General features: G+C 33.1%; 17 protein-coding genes and 1 pseudogene. 4 read left to right on the top strand and 14 right to left on the bottom strand.

The features are described 5' to 3' along the window. Positions 1-7 precede the first annotated feature (7 nt). The 5 genes from IGL17_RS13360 to IGL17_RS13340 form a co-directional block, all read right to left on the bottom strand. Positions 8-1,486 (bottom strand): glucosaminidase domain-containing protein, encoded by a 1,479-nt coding sequence (locus IGL17_RS13360; protein ID WP_438724663.1) that lies wholly within the window; start codon positions 1,484-1,486, stop codon positions 8-10. Positions 1,487-1,579: 93 nt separating this feature from the next. Beyond that, positions 1,580-1,906, bottom strand: coding sequence for a hypothetical protein (locus IGL17_RS13355; protein ID WP_070363656.1), 327 nt, complete (start codon positions 1,904-1,906; stop codon positions 1,580-1,582). A gap of 154 nt (positions 1,907-2,060) precedes the next feature. Further along, entirely contained in the window at positions 2,061-2,561 is a 501-nt protein-coding gene (locus tag IGL17_RS13350) for a hypothetical protein (RefSeq protein ID WP_033918869.1), read from the bottom strand. Positions 2,562-2,952: 391 nt separating this feature from the next. Further along, entirely contained in the window at positions 2,953-7,023 is a 4,071-nt protein-coding gene (locus IGL17_RS13345; RefSeq protein WP_438724664.1) for a SpaA isopeptide-forming pilin-related protein, read from the bottom strand. A 117-nt stretch (positions 7,024-7,140) separates the two neighbouring features. Beyond that, positions 7,141-7,956, bottom strand: a complete 816-nt coding sequence (locus tag IGL17_RS13340) for a LysM peptidoglycan-binding domain-containing protein (protein WP_438724665.1) — start codon at positions 7,954-7,956, stop codon at positions 7,141-7,143. A 150-nt stretch (positions 7,957-8,106) separates the two neighbouring features. Between IGL17_RS13340 and IGL17_RS13335 the strand changes: the two genes are divergently transcribed. Next, the gene (locus IGL17_RS13335) at positions 8,107-8,346 is read left to right on the top strand and encodes a hypothetical protein (RefSeq protein ID WP_016633163.1); all 240 of its coding nucleotides are present in this window, start codon (positions 8,107-8,109) and stop codon (positions 8,344-8,346) included. Positions 8,347-8,409: 63 nt separating this feature from the next. Next, complete coding sequence (locus IGL17_RS13330; protein ID WP_289867777.1) at positions 8,410-8,829, top strand: hypothetical protein; 420 nt, start codon at positions 8,410-8,412, stop codon at positions 8,827-8,829. Between the two features lie 1,119 nt (positions 8,830-9,948). Here IGL17_RS13330 and traE read toward each other — a convergent pair. Continuing rightward, the gene (traE, locus tag IGL17_RS13325; RefSeq protein WP_130760248.1) at positions 9,949-10,293 is read right to left on the bottom strand and encodes a type IV conjugative transfer system protein TraE; all 345 of its coding nucleotides are present in this window, start codon (positions 10,291-10,293) and stop codon (positions 9,949-9,951) included. Between the two features lie 646 nt (positions 10,294-10,939). Beyond that, entirely contained in the window at positions 10,940-11,953 is a 1,014-nt protein-coding gene (locus IGL17_RS13320) for a replication initiator protein A (protein WP_289867779.1), read from the bottom strand. 660 nt (positions 11,954-12,613) lie between these two features. On the opposite strand from IGL17_RS13320, the gene IGL17_RS13315 reads away from it, so the two are divergent. Both IGL17_RS13315 and IGL17_RS13310 read left to right on the top strand, forming a co-directional pair. After that, on the top strand, positions 12,614-13,465 hold the full coding sequence (locus IGL17_RS13315; protein ID WP_289867780.1) for a ParA family protein: 852 nt from the start codon (positions 12,614-12,616) through the stop codon (positions 13,463-13,465). Positions 13,466-13,474: 9 nt separating this feature from the next. Further along, positions 13,475-14,017, top strand: a complete 543-nt coding sequence (locus IGL17_RS13310) for a hypothetical protein (RefSeq protein WP_016622199.1) — start codon at positions 13,475-13,477, stop codon at positions 14,015-14,017. A gap of 717 nt (positions 14,018-14,734) precedes the next feature. Here the strand turns inward: IGL17_RS13310 and IGL17_RS13305 are convergent. The 7 genes and pseudogenes from IGL17_RS13305 to IGL17_RS13275 all read right to left on the bottom strand — a co-directional run bounded on the left by IGL17_RS13305 (position 14,735) and on the right by IGL17_RS13275 (position 19,014). After that, positions 14,735-15,034 carry a type III secretion system protein PrgN gene (locus tag IGL17_RS13305; protein WP_289867810.1) on the bottom strand — a complete coding sequence of 100 codons (300 nt, stop codon included), beginning with the start codon at positions 15,032-15,034 and terminating at the stop codon, positions 14,735-14,737. 785 nt (positions 15,035-15,819) lie between these two features. After that, positions 15,820-16,947 (bottom strand): annotated as a pseudogene (locus IGL17_RS13300) (DinB/UmuC family translesion DNA polymerase). A 213-nt stretch (positions 16,948-17,160) separates the two neighbouring features. Further along, positions 17,161-17,400, bottom strand: a complete 240-nt coding sequence (locus IGL17_RS13295) for a hypothetical protein (RefSeq protein ID WP_289867811.1) — start codon at positions 17,398-17,400, stop codon at positions 17,161-17,163. Between the two features lie 58 nt (positions 17,401-17,458). Continuing rightward, complete coding sequence (locus IGL17_RS13290) at positions 17,459-17,587, bottom strand: leucocin A/sakacin P family class II bacteriocin (RefSeq protein WP_289867812.1); 129 nt, start codon at positions 17,585-17,587, stop codon at positions 17,459-17,461. Positions 17,588-17,600: 13 nt separating this feature from the next. Beyond that, positions 17,601-18,338, bottom strand: a complete 738-nt coding sequence (locus IGL17_RS13285; protein ID WP_438839752.1) for a lysostaphin resistance A-like protein — start codon at positions 18,336-18,338, stop codon at positions 17,601-17,603. Positions 18,339-18,456: 118 nt separating this feature from the next. Continuing rightward, entirely contained in the window at positions 18,457-18,798 is a 342-nt protein-coding gene (locus IGL17_RS13280) for a bacteriocin immunity protein (protein WP_016632859.1), read from the bottom strand. Continuing rightward, on the bottom strand, positions 18,799-19,014 hold the full coding sequence (locus IGL17_RS13275) for a leucocin A/sakacin P family class II bacteriocin (RefSeq protein WP_010709166.1): 216 nt from the start codon (positions 19,012-19,014) through the stop codon (positions 18,799-18,801). It abuts the gene before it with no gap. Positions 19,015-19,016 lie beyond the last annotated feature (2 nt).

Here is a 19,016-nt window from a genome sequence, read left to right as displayed (position 1 = left end):
TGTTTTTTTATTTGGGCATGATATAACTCAACATACTCGTTTGAGTTGCTGGAATTGTACGAGTAGATACGATGTTTAATCCTTGTACATTCATTTCTGAAATGTAAATAGAACCGTCTTGATTCACTTTTTCTACAAATGCGACATGACCATAAACTGGGTCTGCACCCAACACGCCTGCAGGAAAGGAAACAGCTGTTCCAGCTTGTGGTGTGCGACTCACTTCATACCCTCGAGCTAGACCAGTCACTCCCCAGTCTTTTCCATTTCCCATCGTTAAGTCAATGTGTTTACCTAATTGAGTGATTCGATTATAGACATATTGCGTACAATTCCCCCACGCATAGCTATTAGACGTATCGTAGTTTTCACCGTTATACGCTGGAAAATCAGATTCTGTCATTTCTACTGTCGCTTTCGGGTGATCATACATCATTAAGTCGTAGGTTTCAATTAAGCCGTTTAATTTCTGATTGTATTGACTATCTGTCGCATAACGTCCTGTCAAATACTGAGTAGCTTCTTGATAGGTTTTCGCTTTACTTTTCCAGACACCTTCATAAAAAGAAGCATTACCTGCCAACCCTTCTTTTAAGAGTTTCGCATAGTCTTTCAGGCTCTCTTCGTAGCTCTGATATTGTCTAAAGGTTGCTTGGGTAGTATAAAGCGTTCCATTGCCTAAATCCTCTTGTGTCGCAAAAGAGACCCCTTTTCCGTTATGTGTCCCTTTGATGCCAAATAAATTATAATTTGGTGCTTTTGATAGTAAACTTTGACCACTAGCAGATTCTAAAATCGCTTGCGCAATCATAACGGAAGCATACAAATCATTTTCTTGGCCCACTTTTCTAGCCGCTTCTCCAATTTTTTGAATAAATTGTTCCACACTTTCATTTTTTTCAAAGTGAATTGTTCCATCTGAAGAAAGCGTACTTTCTGGCACTAACTCTTGAATAGGCGCTGATGGAGCTTGGTGGTATTCTTTGACTTCGTCTACAACAGGTGCTGCTGTTTCTTGATTTGTTGTGCTTGTTTCTGTATTAGTAGAAACACCAGATTGAGTGGATACATTTGGCTGATTCGTCGGCGTTTCTGTCGGCTTTTGTGGTGTTTGTGTCGTTGTAGAATCCGTTGGCTTAGACTCTTCCACAGGCTGATTTTCTTCTGGTTTTTGTTCGGGTTCTACGGGTGTCGTTTCTGGTTTGCTTGAATCTGGCACCGTAGGCGTTTCTGGTTCTACTGGCTGTTCAGGCGTAGTCGGTTGTTCTTCCGCGGAAGAATCTGTTGGTGGTGCTTCTGGCGTTGTTTCTGGTGTAGAATCAACGGTTTCTTCTGTTTGTCCTCCAGTACTTCCTTCTTGAACCGTCGCAGATTCTGAAGAAAGTGTCGGCGACGTAGGTTCTTCATTTGCAAAAACTGCTGGTGTATAACCAAATACTTGGCTAACAACTAATAATGCAGACAATAATTTACTTGTTTTCTTCATGACTTTTCCTCCATTTATTTCATTTTTTTCTTACCAAACAGAAGTATATACATCTGTTTGTGAAAGCTTTTTTAATACACTGTAAAAATTTTTTTAATTTTTTGCTTTTAGGTGCCACTTGTTTAATTTTCGTTTCTTTATTTTGGATGATTTTGGTACATCAAATCCAAACAAATCTTTCCAAACTCCATGACTTCCTTGTACAATCGGTATTGGCAAACACTTACCTGAATGTATCAAAATTATCTGGGTATATGCCCTCAACTGATCTGGCTTCAACAAACCATTCTTCTGAAATTCCAACACTTTATTTGGTAAAAGTGAAATCCGAAAAAGATAATTATTTTCATCATAATAAAGTTTTACATCTGTTTCTCTCACTGCCAAAGCTTTTCCTTCAGCTTTAAAAATACTTCCCATAAAGTTCCTCCTAAAATTTTCTCAATTATTATAAGTAAAAACAGTGAACTTCACTGTCAAAAAATACTATGTTAATCAACGTGTAAAGCTAGATAACTTAGAAATACACCTAAGAAAAGACCAACAAGTAAGCCACAGGCAAAAAGAATGCTACTCATTGTAAAAGTTTCTCCTTTACATTTTTGTTATTAACGATTTGAATATTTGTTACTTTATTTCCTCGAATCTCTCCTGTTAAATAAAATTTTGGATTTATTCTCCTATCCTCTGTTTTAAAAGTAACAAAAAAAGATGGTCCTTCGTTTTTCAATGATTCATAAAAATTTTTAACAGGATTAGGATAAAACTGTATAATTGGTTTAGACTTCTCGTCTACCATTCCTGGTAATTGATAATGTTTTTCTTTCAAACTATGTTGAATAGTATCCTTCCACTCATTCTCTTTTTTGTTATAAATATAACCCGTTATACATGTAGCAATAAGAAAAAAACTTAACCCTGCTAAAAGACAAATTCTTTTGATTTTTGATATTTTAGAATAAAAAGCAATACATGTAAGCAACAAAAGAAAAAACAATGCCAATAACACTGATGGTAATAAATAAACAATAACAGTTTCAACAGAAGCAAATTCAGATAATATTCTTGAAAACACAGAAATTCCTCCTCAACATAAAAATAAACAACATTTTCTCCTACCCCCTACTTTTAATTATTTTTACAAATTTTCTACATAAGATACTCTTTACTACCTATTCCATTTTCCAAATTTGGGATTTCTTGATTCTGGTAGAGTAAAAAAATGGGGATCAGGTGCTTGCATAAAGCAGTCACTTTTTCTCATTTTATTTGATTGGCTAACAGGCTTTGTGGAATTATCAGTCAAGATATTAGCGTCTAAAAACCAATTTTCATGGATATTTCTTCGTTTATTTCTACTTTGTTTTTTCTTGTTAAAATTGTTCAAAAATTTAGAAAGCATTGATCTCCTTCTCCTTAAAATAAAGCTAGAGATAGTCCCTTTTGACTATCTCTAGTTCGTTTCATTATTCTTTGACTTTACGACGTACCAAAACAACACTTGCGCATACAAAAAGAAACAGCCCTAATGCTACATATGCAACATTTGCTGTTTCTCCTGTTTTTGGTAATGCTTTTGGTGTTTTGAAGGTAACTGTTTGGTCTTTATTGGCCAAGTTATCTTCTTTACCAACAAGTTTTGTTTTTTCTTTGTCGTAATAGATATAGTGAGTAGCTACCCCTTTTTGACCGTCTTTCATTGTATTTTTCGCAATTGGAATATCTACATGGATCGTTTCATTTTCGGCTTTTGCTGTATACGTTGATTCAACAGTCGTAATCACTTTTTTCGTTTCTGGATCTACGTATGGAGTAACGATAGTGTAAGTGTGTCCTACTTCTGCACCTTTGATTTTCACTTCATCACGTAACGTATTGTCAATTGTTGGGTTCGCTTCTTTCTTACCGTCTACAGTCGCTAAAAGTGTCGTAATTTCCATTGGTTTGCGTTTGTTGACTGCTTTAAGGGAAATGATTTGGCCATTCGTTTCTGGCGTTACTTCAAAGCTCAAATCGTCTGTATTTGGATAGTACCATTTCAAAGGTTTTGTTTCTTTGAATTTGTAGTTCCCTGTTGGTAATTTCTTCACAGTGATTTTTCCGTCTTTATCTGTTTTGTACGTATTTACCACAGTTTCTTTTTTACCGTCTACACGGATCAATTGGAACTCAACGCCTTCAAGAGGTTTGTTTCCTAAATTATCCGTTTTGATTAGCTCTACGTCTGTATACGCTAATTTGTTTTCAATCTCTTTTCGAGCCATTTTCGTCAAGATTTCTTTATTTTCAGCGTATCCGTCCGCAAATACATGAATCGCATGCTCTTTTTCATTTGTAGAAGGCACATACTTAAATCCATATTTAGTTTCGTCTAACACGTGGTCATTTCCTGCATCAATTTCCTTCAAGTAGAAATTACTTTCTACGTTTGGTAATGTTAAGCCTTCAAAAGCTAATTTACCGTCTTTGACTTTCGCAAAAGCTAATGCTGTGTCGTGAGGTAAAATATCAAAACCAATTTGAATACCACCTTCGCCAACAAACAAGCCAAAGACTTGGCCATTCTTCGCATTTTCTAGCTCAATCACTGGTTTGCCGTCTTCCCAACCAGTTACAACTTCTTGTTTCTTGTAGCCGTATACGTTGATTTCTTGCAATTGATTTTCAACTTTAACGGTTGTAGAAGCTAATTCAACCAGTTGTCCTTCGTATTTGATTTCAAAAGGAATTGGGTCTTTTAACAGCACAAAACCATTTGGTGCTTCGATTTCTACTGCTTCGTATTTACCTAGATACAAGTTTGGCTCAGATTCAGTCATTCCTAAATCATTTGTTACTAACTCAAAATCTTTGCCGTCTTTTTGAACATATTCACCTTTGGCCAAACGAACTGTTCCGTCTGGTGTTGTAATATCTTCTCTTGCACGGATTTTGAATTTCACACCTGCTAAATCCACTTGGTCATATTGAATTTCCGCATATTTCCCGTACTCACATTCTTTTTCAACGGTAGAAATTCCTTTTTCACCTGTCTTATGGATTTTTACTTGGCCTTTTTGTGGCATATTCTCGAATTTAATCGTAATTACACCACCTGCATCGGCTTCAGTAACAGAGAAAACAACTGGTTCAGTCGCAAGCAAGTAGCCTTCTGGCGCACGTAACTCACGAATTTCATAACGATCTTTACCGAATGGTAAGCTATCGCTTGTCACCAATTCCCCTTTTTCATTGGTTTTGAATTCGTCACTAATTTCTAATGAGTTTGGCACACGCATGGAAACATAGTCACCTTTGCCATCATTTGCCCAGCGGTCCCAAATTTTGAACGTGGTATCGCGTAGCGGAATATTTTTTCCTGTTTCTGCGTCCACTTTCACTAAATGTAAACGGGCTTCAATGATTTTATCTTCCAAAACCCAGAAGAATTTTTGGTCTTCTTCTGAAATGGTGAATTCAATCGGTTCAATTGGCAAGTAGCCGTCTGGCGTTTTAGTTTCTGTCATTATATAAGAATCGTAAGGCAATGTTTTACCTGTACTTGCTTTACCATTTTTATCCGTTGTCATCACTTTTACAACTTTTCCATTTGTTTTTGACGTGATAGTGAATTCTGCCCCTTCTAATTGAGGCTTGATATTGTCTGCTTTTCCTGTGATTGTATCAAGGAATTTTTTGACAAGTGGTTTGTCACCAATTTTAACAATTTCCACCCCACCTTTAATGACTTGGTCTTTTAGCGTCATTGTTTTTACTGCGACGGTTTTATCTTGGCCTGCATATGCAATGTTTACTGGATATTTTGTTTTATCTAACGTATATCCTTCTGGTGATTTGATTTCTTGAACATAATAGTCATGCATAATTTGAATGTTTTCAAAAGAACCTGTGACTTTGTCTCCAGATTTTTTCAACGTCACTTCTTTTACTTTTTGACCGTTTGTTTCAAATAAACCATACACAACACCTTCCAACTTAGCAGAACCTTGCGCTTGATTACCTGTTTCCTTATCTTCTTTGATGAGATCTAAGCGTCCAACTTGTTTTTTATTTTTGAACGTAACTGTAATTGTTTTATTTGCTTCAATTGTAACTGTTTGTGGTGTTTTGTTAAGAACGTAGCCGTTTGCTGCTTGAATTTCTGTAATGGTTACTTTTGTTCCGTGAGGAATATCTTTCAGGTCAGCTTCACCATTAGCGTTAGTTACCACTTCTACATTTCGGCCACCATAAGAAATCTTGAATTTCGCACCAGAAATAGCTTTTCCTGTGTCTGCATCCACTTTTTTGATTTTTACATTACCGTTTTTTAGAACTTTGATTGGAATACTGAAACTAGCTCTATCAGGATCATTCAATACAGCTACTGTTTGACTTCCTGGTTTATAATAAGCTATATTTACTGGTTCATTTTTGTAACGTCTATAAGTTACAGTTCCATTCTCATTACTCGAAGCCGTTGCAGTAATTTTTAAATTATTACCGCTCTTTTCTAATTTTACTCCTGCAGTATTACTTACTAGATTATCATAATCTTTAAATACTCCATTTGTATCTGTCAATGTTACCGACTGTCCAACTTTCAAAGTTACTTCTTTATTTTGGAAAGACGGACGTTTAGCTAGATTCGCAATACCTGTATGGATTTCATTGATAATCCCTTGATTACGTCCACTGTTTTGAATCCACTGAACTCCAAATTCATCCCACAAAAATGTTTGAGTATTCCAATAATGTGGAATATCTTTTGTTTTAGTATATCCAATACTCGCACCTTGTTTCATTCTTTTCGTAATTTGACTAGGCATTACCGTTTGCGTATAACCACCAAAACCATTAACAAGGATACCAGGTTCTATACAAAAAAGTGGTTGTCCATCTGGGGTAGCCATTTCATCATAAACTGACCCCCATGTTTCTAGTCCGCTATTAGGCATACGAATATGCCAATTAACTGCAAATTGACGAACAACTTGAATTGTTATTCCTGCTTGTTCTTCTACTGCTCTACGCAATCTAGCCGCTGAGTCAACTGGAGTGAATTCATACAACTTACCATTTGAAGCAGTAAATCCTACATGTGCTTCGTAAGAAGCGCCTTTAATCGCTTGAATTTCTTGTGTATGTGCGTCCATGAAAGCAAGTAATTCTGCTTTTACAAGCTCTGTTTCAGTTCCTACTAAATAAGTATAGGCAGATCTATCAGAAGAATACAGTTGTTCTTCACCTTTTGCCACATCTGGACTTGAATTATCAGTGTTAACTGTTGATTCACTCATTTCCGTATCTGTAGACGGCTGAGTTTGTGTACTTGTTTCATTCTCTTTTGTCTCACTTGTCTTCTCTTTTTCAGAAGAACTTGTTTGAGTTGTTTCTTCTTTTGAATTTTCAGTTGTACTAGACGTACTTTCAGAAGCAGTTGTTTCTGTAGTCGCTATAGACGGAAATCCTTCAGCTACTACTTGTGTTACAGGTGTTAAAGAATTTATTCCCAACACCGCTAATGTAAAGAGTGTACATAATTTTTTTAATCGCATTTGTTTGCCTCCTTAGGTAAAATTTTATTTATATAAACACCCAGATTGGTGGAATTTTTGTATAAAAAAAGACCTTTAACATAAACGTTAAAGATCTTTCATAGTATAATGACTATTTTATTTTAATGTTACACAATATCTGATTGTACCGTCAGAAAATGAAGTGCCTTCAATGCTGCATCTATTATATTGATCATCTGGTAATTTTTCTGCCCAAGCATCTGCTTCTTCATAGGTCATAAACCAAGGACTGATTCGACCAGCTGGTTCATAATCTGGTGTTGGTTCTTGCGGTGTTTCTGGTTGCTCAGGAGTAGTTGTTCCTCCATTTGAACCTCCTTGATTGCCTCCACCAGGTTGGCTTGGTTGTTCTGGCGTTGTCGTTCCTCCGTTTCCAGGAGTTGATGGTTGATTATTTTCTGGTGTAGAAGGCGTTGTTTGTTCGCCTTGGCTGCCATTATCTGGTTGAACTGGCGTTTGTTCTGGTGTACTTGGTGCTACTTCAACATTTCCAGTTTGTGTGTTATCTGTTACTACATTATTCGTTGTTGCTTCTTGTGCAGGTTGGCCGACAGGTTGAGAAGGATTTACTTTGTCTGTATCTTGAATCACTGTTTGAGCCACTGTTTCACCTGCGCTGTTTTGCACACTTGCTACATTGCCATCAAAACTCAATTTGTTTCCTGCGTAGATTAAATCTACATTTGCAATTTTATTCATATCTGCTAATTTTTGCACTGTAATATTTGTTGCTTGGCTAATAGCACTTAGTGTATCTCCCCAAACAATAGTATATTCATTCCCTTTAATTTCAGCTTTGATTTGTTCTGCTGTACGTGGTGTCCATTCTGCTGCTTCAGCTTTTTCACTATTCATTGCTAATGCAATTCCACCTACTGTTACTCCGATAGCTAATACCTTCAAAATTTTCATGATTTAATTCCTTCTTTCTTTATTAAATATTTTCAACTATTACGATAAATTTATTATAATAAACTTAACGTAAAAAGTAAACACATTTTTGCTATTTTTTTATTTTTTAGTATAATAAATTTACTATACAACATTGAAAGGAGATTTATGATGGATTTAAAAACAAATCAAGATATTCAAGACTGGTGTTTAACAAATTTATTAACTAGACAAGAAGCTGCCAAAATAACTAAACAAAGTTACAGCAGTTTTTCTCAATCCGTAAATTTAAAATATATCAAACCTTTTTTAGAATACGGTTCAGGCACTGGAAGTGTTCGTCTATATCTGAAAAGCGATGTTGAAAAATATGCCGAACAGCTCGAAGAAAAAAGACAGAAACGGCAATAAGTCGTTTTCTGTCTTGAATTTACAACTAAAACAATAATAAACAATTTTTACAACGGAGGTTCTATGAATAAGAAATACATTGTTGCTATTGGTTCAATCTTACTGATTGTACTTACTATTATTGCTTTTACTGTATCTAACAAAACAGAAACACAGTCACAAAATACTGTTCAATCAACTACTACAAGCCAATCTAGTGAGCTTGCCGTTTATCCTTCATTAAATAGCTTAAGAGAAAAATATGGACAAGATTTAATCGACCTTGGTTCTTCTCAAATCACTACTGTCTTGTTTGAAAAGAAAAACGTAGCTTTTATCACTTCTGAAAAAGAAAATGATATTGAATTTCCTCTTACCGTAACAGATAAAGAGAAAAACCTTTTTTCAATTTCTAGTATCAAACATACCCCTAATAATTTAAAAATAGGTGATACTTTTGGTCTTGCAAAAATCCATGAACAATACCTTGCCTACTCCCGTTAAGTAACAAGAGAGCTTCTCTTGTTACTTTTATCACATAACCTTTTTTATTATATCAACTTTTTTTAACCGCTTCAATATTATATCTTAAGTATAATTGAAATAGTTACATAGTTGCTAATGTCTTTTTTTGAATAACCTTTACTAATTTAAATTGATAGCCCCATGTTCTGTTCTCCATTCTCTAAATTTTGCATCACTATTTTTCAAAATTCATCCTTTCAAATCCAAAAAGTTCATGCAATCTTTTTGCTATTGAATATTTCATTGTGCTTTCTCCTCCTGTCAAATTCTTTCATGCTTTCTCTAAACAATTTTTTTGAAAAATTCATATTTCCTTACTAAAATAATTTTAGAAACTAAACACTAAATCGAAAGGACGAACGACCATGCAGCTAACTGTTTTTATTTTATTTCTTGCTTTTTTAGTATTCGCCGTTGTCTTTTTATTACATAAAATCAGTTTAGGTATTTTCTTGTTCTTCTTCCCTGTTGCCTTGCTTCTATGGGTTAGCCTTCCAGCCATAAAGAAACGTAAAACAGACAAAAACACGCACTGATTTTGCACTTTGTCTTCTTGGACCCACTTAAAAATTAATTTCGACTAGTTTATGGCGTCCGAAACTAGAAACCCTAATAGACAACGGTAAATGTAATGTCCTGTTTTTCATTACAAGTGCCTATATGTAGTGCAGCACACAACCTACCTTTTCCAGATAAGCGCTTCCCCATTACGAGAAGCCTTTTCTTTTTTATCAAAAGAAGTGTCAAAGCCTAGATCCCTTAGTAGCTGCTCTGATAAATCTAGGCGCTATAGGTTATTTTCCTTTTGGCATCCTTTCTACATGCTCCAATTGTTTACCAAGAATCGTCATCATTCTTGTTCATTTACAAAAGTTATTCGCAAGCGTGTACTTCTATGCACCAATTCGTTGTTGTACATAGACTAAGAACGACCTTCGTTCATTCTAAAAAGGACTGGCAATCGTTTGCCCTAACTTTAACCGCTGACCGCTCACGCCACCTTCTTGTGTCCAACATTTCTCTTTTTCACATCACAGAAATCAACCAAAAGTTCCATAACATTTTCAAGCACGTCCAAGAAGACAAATCGTTTTTTATTTAGTTTTCATAACGTAAAAATTTGCTCATTCCTTTTCCCGTAGGTTTTAACGGAGCGCCACGTTGAATTCTACGGCCAATCAAAATACCGTTATGATCATAGACATGTTTGATTTCAGGATAGACATCTTTTAACAAAATTCTCGCCCTTTCTCTTACTTTTTTCTTGGTTCCTTCGAAATAATGCTCTACTTCAATTGCTTCTAACCCATCAATCCGATAGTTTTTACTGCTTTTACGCGTTTCAGAACGTGTATTTCTTAACTGGCGTTTTTCCCTTGAGGAAAATGTCGTTACTCTTGCGCCATAATACCCAATATCCTCTTTACGTAAGACTTTAATCACTGAAATTCCTCCTTAGCATCATCATGAAAAGTTAGCACACAACAAAAAAAGGGGAGATTGCGCCAAATTGCACAATCTCCCCTTTGAAACATCCTACGTACAGCAAAAACAGATTATACCAAAATAAGCGTCCCAAAATTCAATTTCTCGAATGAGAAGAGGAAAAGAATTCAAGGAAAATCAAGAAAAAATGTTTTTCTTTTTGCGCATAAATTGATATAATACAGTTTGTTGTAACGCAGGTTGCAACAAAAGGACCGAGGGCAATTCATACGCTTTGGAGAGCTGAATTGTCTTAATCTCCCGCTAGGACTGCCAATCCTATGGAGACGGTTCTTTTTTTTGTTGCCTGCTAGCTTCTCATGCTTACTTTTAAGCTGGAAACTCAACAAACATTGCATTTATTTAAAGGTGTATTCTTTAATTCTAATAATTTCAAAAAAAGAATAGCATACCCTTAAAAATAATGCAAATAATTTTTTAGATTTACTAGTAAATTGTAATTAACACAAAAATCAACAGTAAAAAGCGAACTCGCGTTCCCTTTGTGTTTGTTTAGAATATACCATTAGCAAAATTTAGTGTCAATATTGATAAACAAATATGCAAATTTGCATACAATATAATCGTGATTGCTTGAAGCAGTTTAAACCCAATTATGGGTAGTTATATCTGGTAGATTCTCAATTTTATTTGAATTTAACTGGTTCTTTTTCTCAATTGCACATTCAACGAATAAGTTGTAAAAAGATTTATAAAATAACCCTTTAGGACTTTTTACAGTAGAATCAGTTTTAATTTTATGCATCACTCTTCGTAAACATTTGTCAATTTCTTCTTGATAATCTTCGCCTAACAAGACTGTAGCATACTCCTTTTCTGCTTTATTTTTAGCTCGAATAATTGTGCCAACTTTTTCATGAGCTTCTTGAATTGTATTTGAAAAAAGAGCAATATATTTTAAGCTGGACTTGTTTAAAAATGTTTGTTCTTGAACTTCATGAAACTGATCTAATAAAATTCGTTGGCGCATCTGCTCTTTATCCGTCTCTTTTGTGTCTATTGTATCTAAAGAATTATTTATATAGATATTATCTTTTACTTGTGCGATTTCAGCATATCCACTATTATCAAGGGTTTCAGCTTTTTTTTTACGGCGTGCGATTTCAGCATATCCACTATTATCAAGGGTTTCAGCGTTTTTTTCACGGCGTGCGATTTCAGCATATCCACTATTATCAAGGGTTTCAGCGTTTGTGTTTGCTGACAGGTATAAATCTTCTTTTTTTAACTCTGGCTGTAAGAGATAATATTTGTTTGCTATGTTTTTTCCAGCTTTCGCATCAAAACCGCCTCTGACAACTTCCAATAAGCCATACTTTTCTAATTCATCTAGGGTAGATTTAACTTTTCCTTGATAGCAATTCAGCATTTCCATGAGATCCTTTTGTTGAAAAATCAAATAAATCATTCCATCTTCGTCAATCCAGTTATTTGTGAGAGCAAGAGAAATTTTGTCTTTAAAAAGCATATAAGCAATCTTAGAACTATCTTTCATAGATTTGTATTTTTCATTTTTCAACAGAAACTGTGGGAATTTCCAAAATAGCTCCGAGTAGCTGTTTTGATAACTATACCCCCGTTCTTTAATATTCGTCATTATTTTAGATACTCCTTTATTAGATATACTTTAATCACATAGTAAGCAATTTAAAAATAGCAAAGACAAAAGGCGTTGGCAAGCAATAATAATAGCTATTTAAATTAGTTACCACTTTAATTCTTGTTAGAAACTATTTAGTTACCACCTCAACTTAATAAAATAAGTATTTACACACCACCATTAATATAAAAATAATTTATTTAGTTACTACCTGAATGTATAATTGTACTCTACTGTAAAGTGAATTACCTACTACTTTTAATAAACAATTAGTTACCACTTTAAATTTATTTAATTACTACTTATTTTGGTATGTAAATGTATAATTATTGGTAATAACGATAGTAATTAAATGAATTAGTTACCACTTTAAATTTATTTAATTACCACTTTAAATATAAAAATATGTGTATTATCTACTACCGAAATTATAATTAGTTACCACCTTCTTGTAGATTAAAAACAATTGCCTACCACTTTAAATATAAAGATAAATTAATTAATTACCACCTTTAAATAAATTGATTACCACAGTAATTATTATTTAATTGAAATTAATTACTACCTTAAATACTTCTGGTGGTATTTAAACTAGTTATATTTTAGGTGGTATGTTATAATATTTATAAAATTGTACTTAGAGAGGAAGTTGCATGTATGGCAGCAAAGAAATATGTAATTGGTAACTTTAAAGGTGGCGTCGGTAAAAGTACTTGTGCTCAAATGTTTGGATTTGAGTCAGCAAAATTCAAAGAATTAAAAACATTAATCATTGATTTAGATATGCAAGGAAATACTTCTGATGTTATGAACTTAACGCATATGAATTTTTCTAAAGATGAGGGTGGGGGGGAAGGTGAGTTAACCGAATACACAAATACAATTACTGACGTACTTATTTCAAATATTGATCCACATGACGCTATTTATAAGATTATTGAAAATCTGTATATATTACCTGCGGATATGTCGTTTGAATTATACGATGATTGGATTAAAGATAGATTTCCTAATTCAATTGATAAGTTTAAATACATGGAAGAAAAATTATCTCCTCTATTTAATGATTTTGATGTCATTTATTTGGATGTACCTCCATCAATTTCTATTTATAGTAAATCAGCTATGTATATAGCTGATTGGGCTATTGTTGTGTTACAAACTCAAGTTAAATCTATGCGTAATGCTATGCAGTATTTGGAATATATGGACTTCTTTACTAATGAATTTGATACAAATTTAAAAGTTGCTGGTGTTGTTCCATTTATGTTAGAAAGCGGTGATTCCGTAGATAAAGAAATGTATCAACAAGCACAGGAAATCTATGGAGAGCACTTAATTAAAAACGTTGTGCTAAAAAATGCACGACTTAAAAGATATGACGGATCGGGTATCACTACTGAATTAACTAAAAAAGGAAAATTAAAGCAATGGGATAAGAAATGCCATGAATTATTTATCAACATTTTGGACGAATTAGAAGAACATGAACATTGGTATGAAGGGTAGGTGTAAAGAATGGCTGAGATTAAAAACTTAGGTATCTTTGGTAGTAGTAATAAAGGACTAGATAAAATAAAGCAGCGATCAAAGGAGAGGGCAAGAGAAACAACTATAAGTAATATTCCTAAGACTAATAGTACCTTTAGAAGCCAGAAAACAAGCTCTGTAACTCATGAAGTACCTATTCGAAAGAAAAGAAAAGGTGCCCCAATAACAAAATTTGATAAAGTTTACGCTGCAATGCAATCTGTTAAATTATCTGCCCTTACTAATGCTACAGCAAGCATCATGGTTGAAAAGTATGAAACAAATATGAAAAAAGACGAATTATTGAGAAAAGCTTTAAATGAATATATTCGATTAAATCTTTCTCAAGAAGATAAAAATGATTTACTTAATTCTGTTGCCCTTGAATTAGATTTGTTTAGAGAAGCTCATCCTATTATTCCTGATGTAGATATAGACAATAATGTGATACGTTCGTCTGAAGAAATAAAGCAAGAAACGTTTACTGATATAAAGAAACAATGGGGAATCAACGATAAAATAAGAAAATAAAAAAAATACCTACCACTTTAAATAAATATGGTAGGTATTTTTTTATTTAATGATTTTTGTGAAACATATAAAGAGAAGTAAAAATTTTAATACACTTTCTCTACGTATATTAAAATATATTTAAAGTGGTAATCAAATAAGAAGTAAAACATATTAAATATTGATATATAAGTAATATATATTAATAAAAGGTGGTATATAAATGCTATTAAAGTAGTAGCTAAATAAAATAAAAACGTTATTTACGTTATAAGTATAGGAAAAAAGCACTAGATAAAAAGATTAAAGGTGGTAAATAAACCGGACTAAAGTGGTAGGTAAATAAGAAGAAGTGGTATATATTAAATACTGATGTATAAGTAGTGAATTTTAATAAAAGGTGGTATATAAATGCTATTAAAGTAGTAGCTAAATAAAATAAAAACGTTATTTACGTTATAAGTATAGGGAAAAAGCACTAGATAAAATGATTTAAGGTAGTAATTAAATGTATTAAAAGTGGTAAGTAATACATAATAAATATTGATATATAAGTAATAGAAAGAAACAAAATGCAGAATTTGAAATGGATAAACAGCCAGAAATTTTTCTCCAACTTGTTATTTATAGATAGGTTTGTACAGATAATCCTAAGGCGTAATAATCTAAAAATAAGGATTGCTGTTACTTGGTTTTGATTGATTAAAAAAAATAGAAATATTTTTAACCCTTGTTATACTAAACTTTTTCATCAATAATTTTTTTAGTACGTCTGTAACGTTCCAGGTGTAGCAAATAATCGTCTTGCAGTTTTAAAAGGTCTGAATAAACATGATCCATAGTTTTGCTGGCAGACAGGGAAAGAGAATAAATAAATGAGATAGGAAGTGTTTCAATTTTTTTGTTGCGAGTAATCCAAGAAGAAACAGTTCCTTGAGAGAAAGCGTGTAATTCACAAAATTCTTCAACAGTAATCCCTAGTTGCTTGATAATGTATGTGTTGATAGGGTGCGGATACACAAAGGTTTTTCTAGGCATGGTGGGAAATCCTCCTTTTAAATAAATATTAATGCGCTCGCAGTAATATTCTATCAAACCCCAAGCAATAAGGGAAGGACATTCCTGCTTATTTTTTTGTTGACCTCCTTAAATAATATGTTATACTATAGGTGCGAAGCGAAATTAGTTCAACAGCATAGTTATACCAAAAAGCCCTCCTATTTGCGGTAGGAGGACTTTTTGGCGCTGTTGCGACTTCAGCGTTGGGGCTAAAAGGCAACTGCTTGGATTATCGACTAATCGTCTAGCCAACGATCAACTAGAAAAAGTACTAGACCCACAAGTAGCGGTGAGATAATCAACGAAATTAGTTTCTCAGCCATAGTTACACCACCTTACTTGGCAGTTGCCGCAATAATTATAACATAAATTCAAAATATCCCTATGTACTTTTAAAAACTTCAGTATTTTATTTCATCTATAAATCTCTTTTCCTAACATATACGTTCGCTTACACCAGGAACACTTGTATTTATCAAAATTATTTAACACTCTACTTACCAAACAGCCACACAGCATCCTTCACAAATGTAACGTTTAGAGGGCCCTTCAGCAATGTTTAATCGTTCCCAATCAGATCTTTCATTGATCAAATAAATATGGGCATATGTGTGCGTGTGTTTATGGCATATTTATGCGCATATTCATGCGTGTGAACATGCGCATAAATATGTTTTGAATCTTTTATGTCTGGCTTTTCCTATAAAAAAATAAGAGTATACCAGTATACTCTTATTTTTGATTTAGTAACAAATTTTTTTAGTTTATCTTTCCAAACCAATGTTTCCTCCGGCATGACCGCCAACTAAGCCCGAACGATTCACAGCTGTTGCTCCATCTAAAAGAGAAGAAGCATGTATCAATGCTTTAAAGCTAAATTTTTGACGTATTTTGTCAATCAAAAAATCCAACTGAGTATCTACAATTTGTTCTTCAGGAACAGAAAAGAGATCTAACTGAAGGGTAGTATCCCAAACCAACTTTCCAAATGAAACGCCTAAATTACGAATGTCTATTCCAGGAACATAGTTTTCTCGAAAAAGCTTTAAAACATGCTCGGTTAACACTTTTGTGTTGTTGCTGCGAGCGATTTTAAGCTATTTTCGCCAACCAGACCTTCCCAGTCCATCAACTTGTCCTTTAGAATAGCCTACAAATACAGATACACATTCCGTTTGACAGTTTGAGTTTCTCAACCTGGTTGCTACCTGATCTGAAAGTTCTTTCAGCACTAATTCAATTTGATCTCTTCTTGCGTAATCTCTAGGTAATACCTGACTATTTCCAAAAGACTTTTCTTTAGCAACTTGTCTTTTTTCTCCTAAAAAACTTCGATCAATACCCCAAGAATGAGCGTACAGCTGTGTGTATTTTTTGCTTCATTGTCTAATGCTAATTTAGCTAGCAAAGGATTGTCTCCAATTCCAATAGTTACGTACAATCCCATGTGATTATAAATCACACGCTGTATAATTTTGGCCAACTTAAATGCTGAATCACAATTAAAGTAGGAGAGAGAAGCAGTAATATCTAAAAAAGCTTTCATCTACACTAAAGACAGAATGATCTTCGTCGGCAACGAATCTTTTGTATAAATTATTGATTTCTTGATTCTTTTTCATATACACATTCATTCTTGGTGGTACAACTAATAAATCAGGGTGATCAGGGACTTCGTCTTTACGAGTCACATTAGAAATTCCTAGAACTTTTTTTGCCATTGGAGAAGCAGCAAGTACTAATCCACCTGCATTATCAGCCCCACTCATTACTATAAGCATTGTTTTGAGGGGATCTAAGCCGCGTTCTACACATTCTACGCTCGAATAAAATGATTTTACATCGATACACAGAATGTCACGTCTAGGTTCTTTGGAATAATCAAATTTCATACAAAAAACCACCTTTCCACTCAACATCATACGAACTAGAGTTCGTATGATCAAGCGAATAGTGTTCATTTTTAACAGTAATATTTTTTATTATATTTCTCAAAACAGCATAAAAAAGAACCCTACTGCCTTAAAAGACAGCGGGAACCTCAATATACTAGTTTGTATTAAGCTACATGATTTTGATTTATATGGAATTTTGCAGCCCTTCAATTAAAAAATATACGGTATTGCTTCAAATCCATATCCAATATCATTATCTATCAATTCTTTTCTGCTTAAATTTTGATAATCCTTTTTTATAAAATCCATTAACTCACGAATTTCAGGTATCTTTATTCTTTGCTCTGCTTTTAACTTCGCAAGTTTTTTGTAAATGATAATAATAGATTTAGTATAGTCTTCTTGTTGCAATACTTTTGCTGCTTCTAAAAGTCCATCTTTTACTTCCATATTATCAAGTGTGTACGTATTATATGCCCTTGATAACAGTGTAAATAGCTTTTGATTTTTATTCTCTTCCCCCTATACCACCTAACACTTTCGTAAATCCATTGACATATGCTTTTACGCCTCTATCTATAATTTCGAAAAGAGCTCTGCTCCAATCTACCCAACATTTTTGCTTATTACAATACACATATTTTTACTTTTTAAAATAAATAATTTAAATTCTTATTATCTTTATTTAATTGAATTAAACAAATAATAGAAACAATTGCTATCGGCATAAACACTAAAAATACTTGTTCCCAAGATGATGCCGGAGTTCCGTTATCAGTTATTGTTGGTTGAAAATCAATTAAAAAATGTAAGAAAATAACATACTGTAACCCATTAAATCGAATTCTAATTACAGAAAAACATATACCTAAAACTGTTGCATAAAAAATTTGTTGCATGGTTGCTTCAAAAGATTGCATTGTTAAATTAGAAATATGCAATACTCCAAATAAAAAGGAAGAAGCTATTGAAGCAAAAACCAAAGAATATTTATTTTTTTTAAATATTTCTAAAAATGTCGAAAATGCTAATAATCTAACTAAAAATTCTTCAAATATAGCTGCTGCAACGGCTACCAAAAAAGAATTTACTAATAAATTTAATCCTCCACTGAAGATATCTTTAATATTTTGCGGAACATTTGTTACTATCAATAAAAATAGTATTATAATTATTCCTAATATCGTTAACCAGACACTAGTAATTCTACTAGTTAACAATGTATCATTGGTTAATTTAAAAGTTCTTACTATTAAATATGAACTCCACGCTAAAATACAGTTGAATCCAAGCTGTAGAACAGATTTTAAAATAGACGAATCTTCTATTGGTATATATTCTATAACTATGTTGCTAATTAAAAAGATTGCATATATAACTACTACCATAATAATTTTAAAAAATATCGATTTCTTCATTTCTTTTTATCATACCTTTATATAAGAATTGCAGAGTTATCTAAGACAACGAAATTTTGTAGTTGTTCAGTCAAACGCAGAACTATCACTATCTAATAGGTACTTTTTCAGAATAACTATAGAATTGAGACTTATCTGTAAAATTAGCTTTATATTTACTGTTAATTCCAGCCTTTTTAGATATATCTCCCAATTCAATTAATAACTTTTCATCATTTCCTAAAAAATGAATTTTATTGTCAAATCCAACAATATAGATATAATTCACCATTTTATTTATTAATATTTCTGGATATTTTTCGCTATCTATTTTTTTATAGACTTGCAGTAAAACATCTGTAATATCTAATATAGCTCTGGTCTTATCACGCTTCATTAAACTATTATATAGTTCATGAATTATTTTTTTTGTTTCCTCAATATCAATCATTTAAATCCTTCCTCCACTAAAACTACCAAACAAATTATCTCCCCAACGTTTAACTCCTTCTGACCATGCTTGGCCCCAATTTACCCAACATTTTTGCTTATTACAATAGACACCATTTCCGTAATACGTAGCAGCTTCTACATTTGTTCCTAATGCTGTAAAACCAATTCCTATCATGCCACAAATAACTAAGCCTTTAACTAATTTCTTTTTCATGA

It is taken from the genome of Enterococcus sp. AZ088, assembly GCF_051714845.1.
Lineage (GTDB): Bacteria > Bacillota > Bacilli > Lactobacillales > Enterococcaceae > Enterococcus > Enterococcus faecalis.
This window is presented reverse-complemented; position numbering and strand designations above follow the sequence as displayed.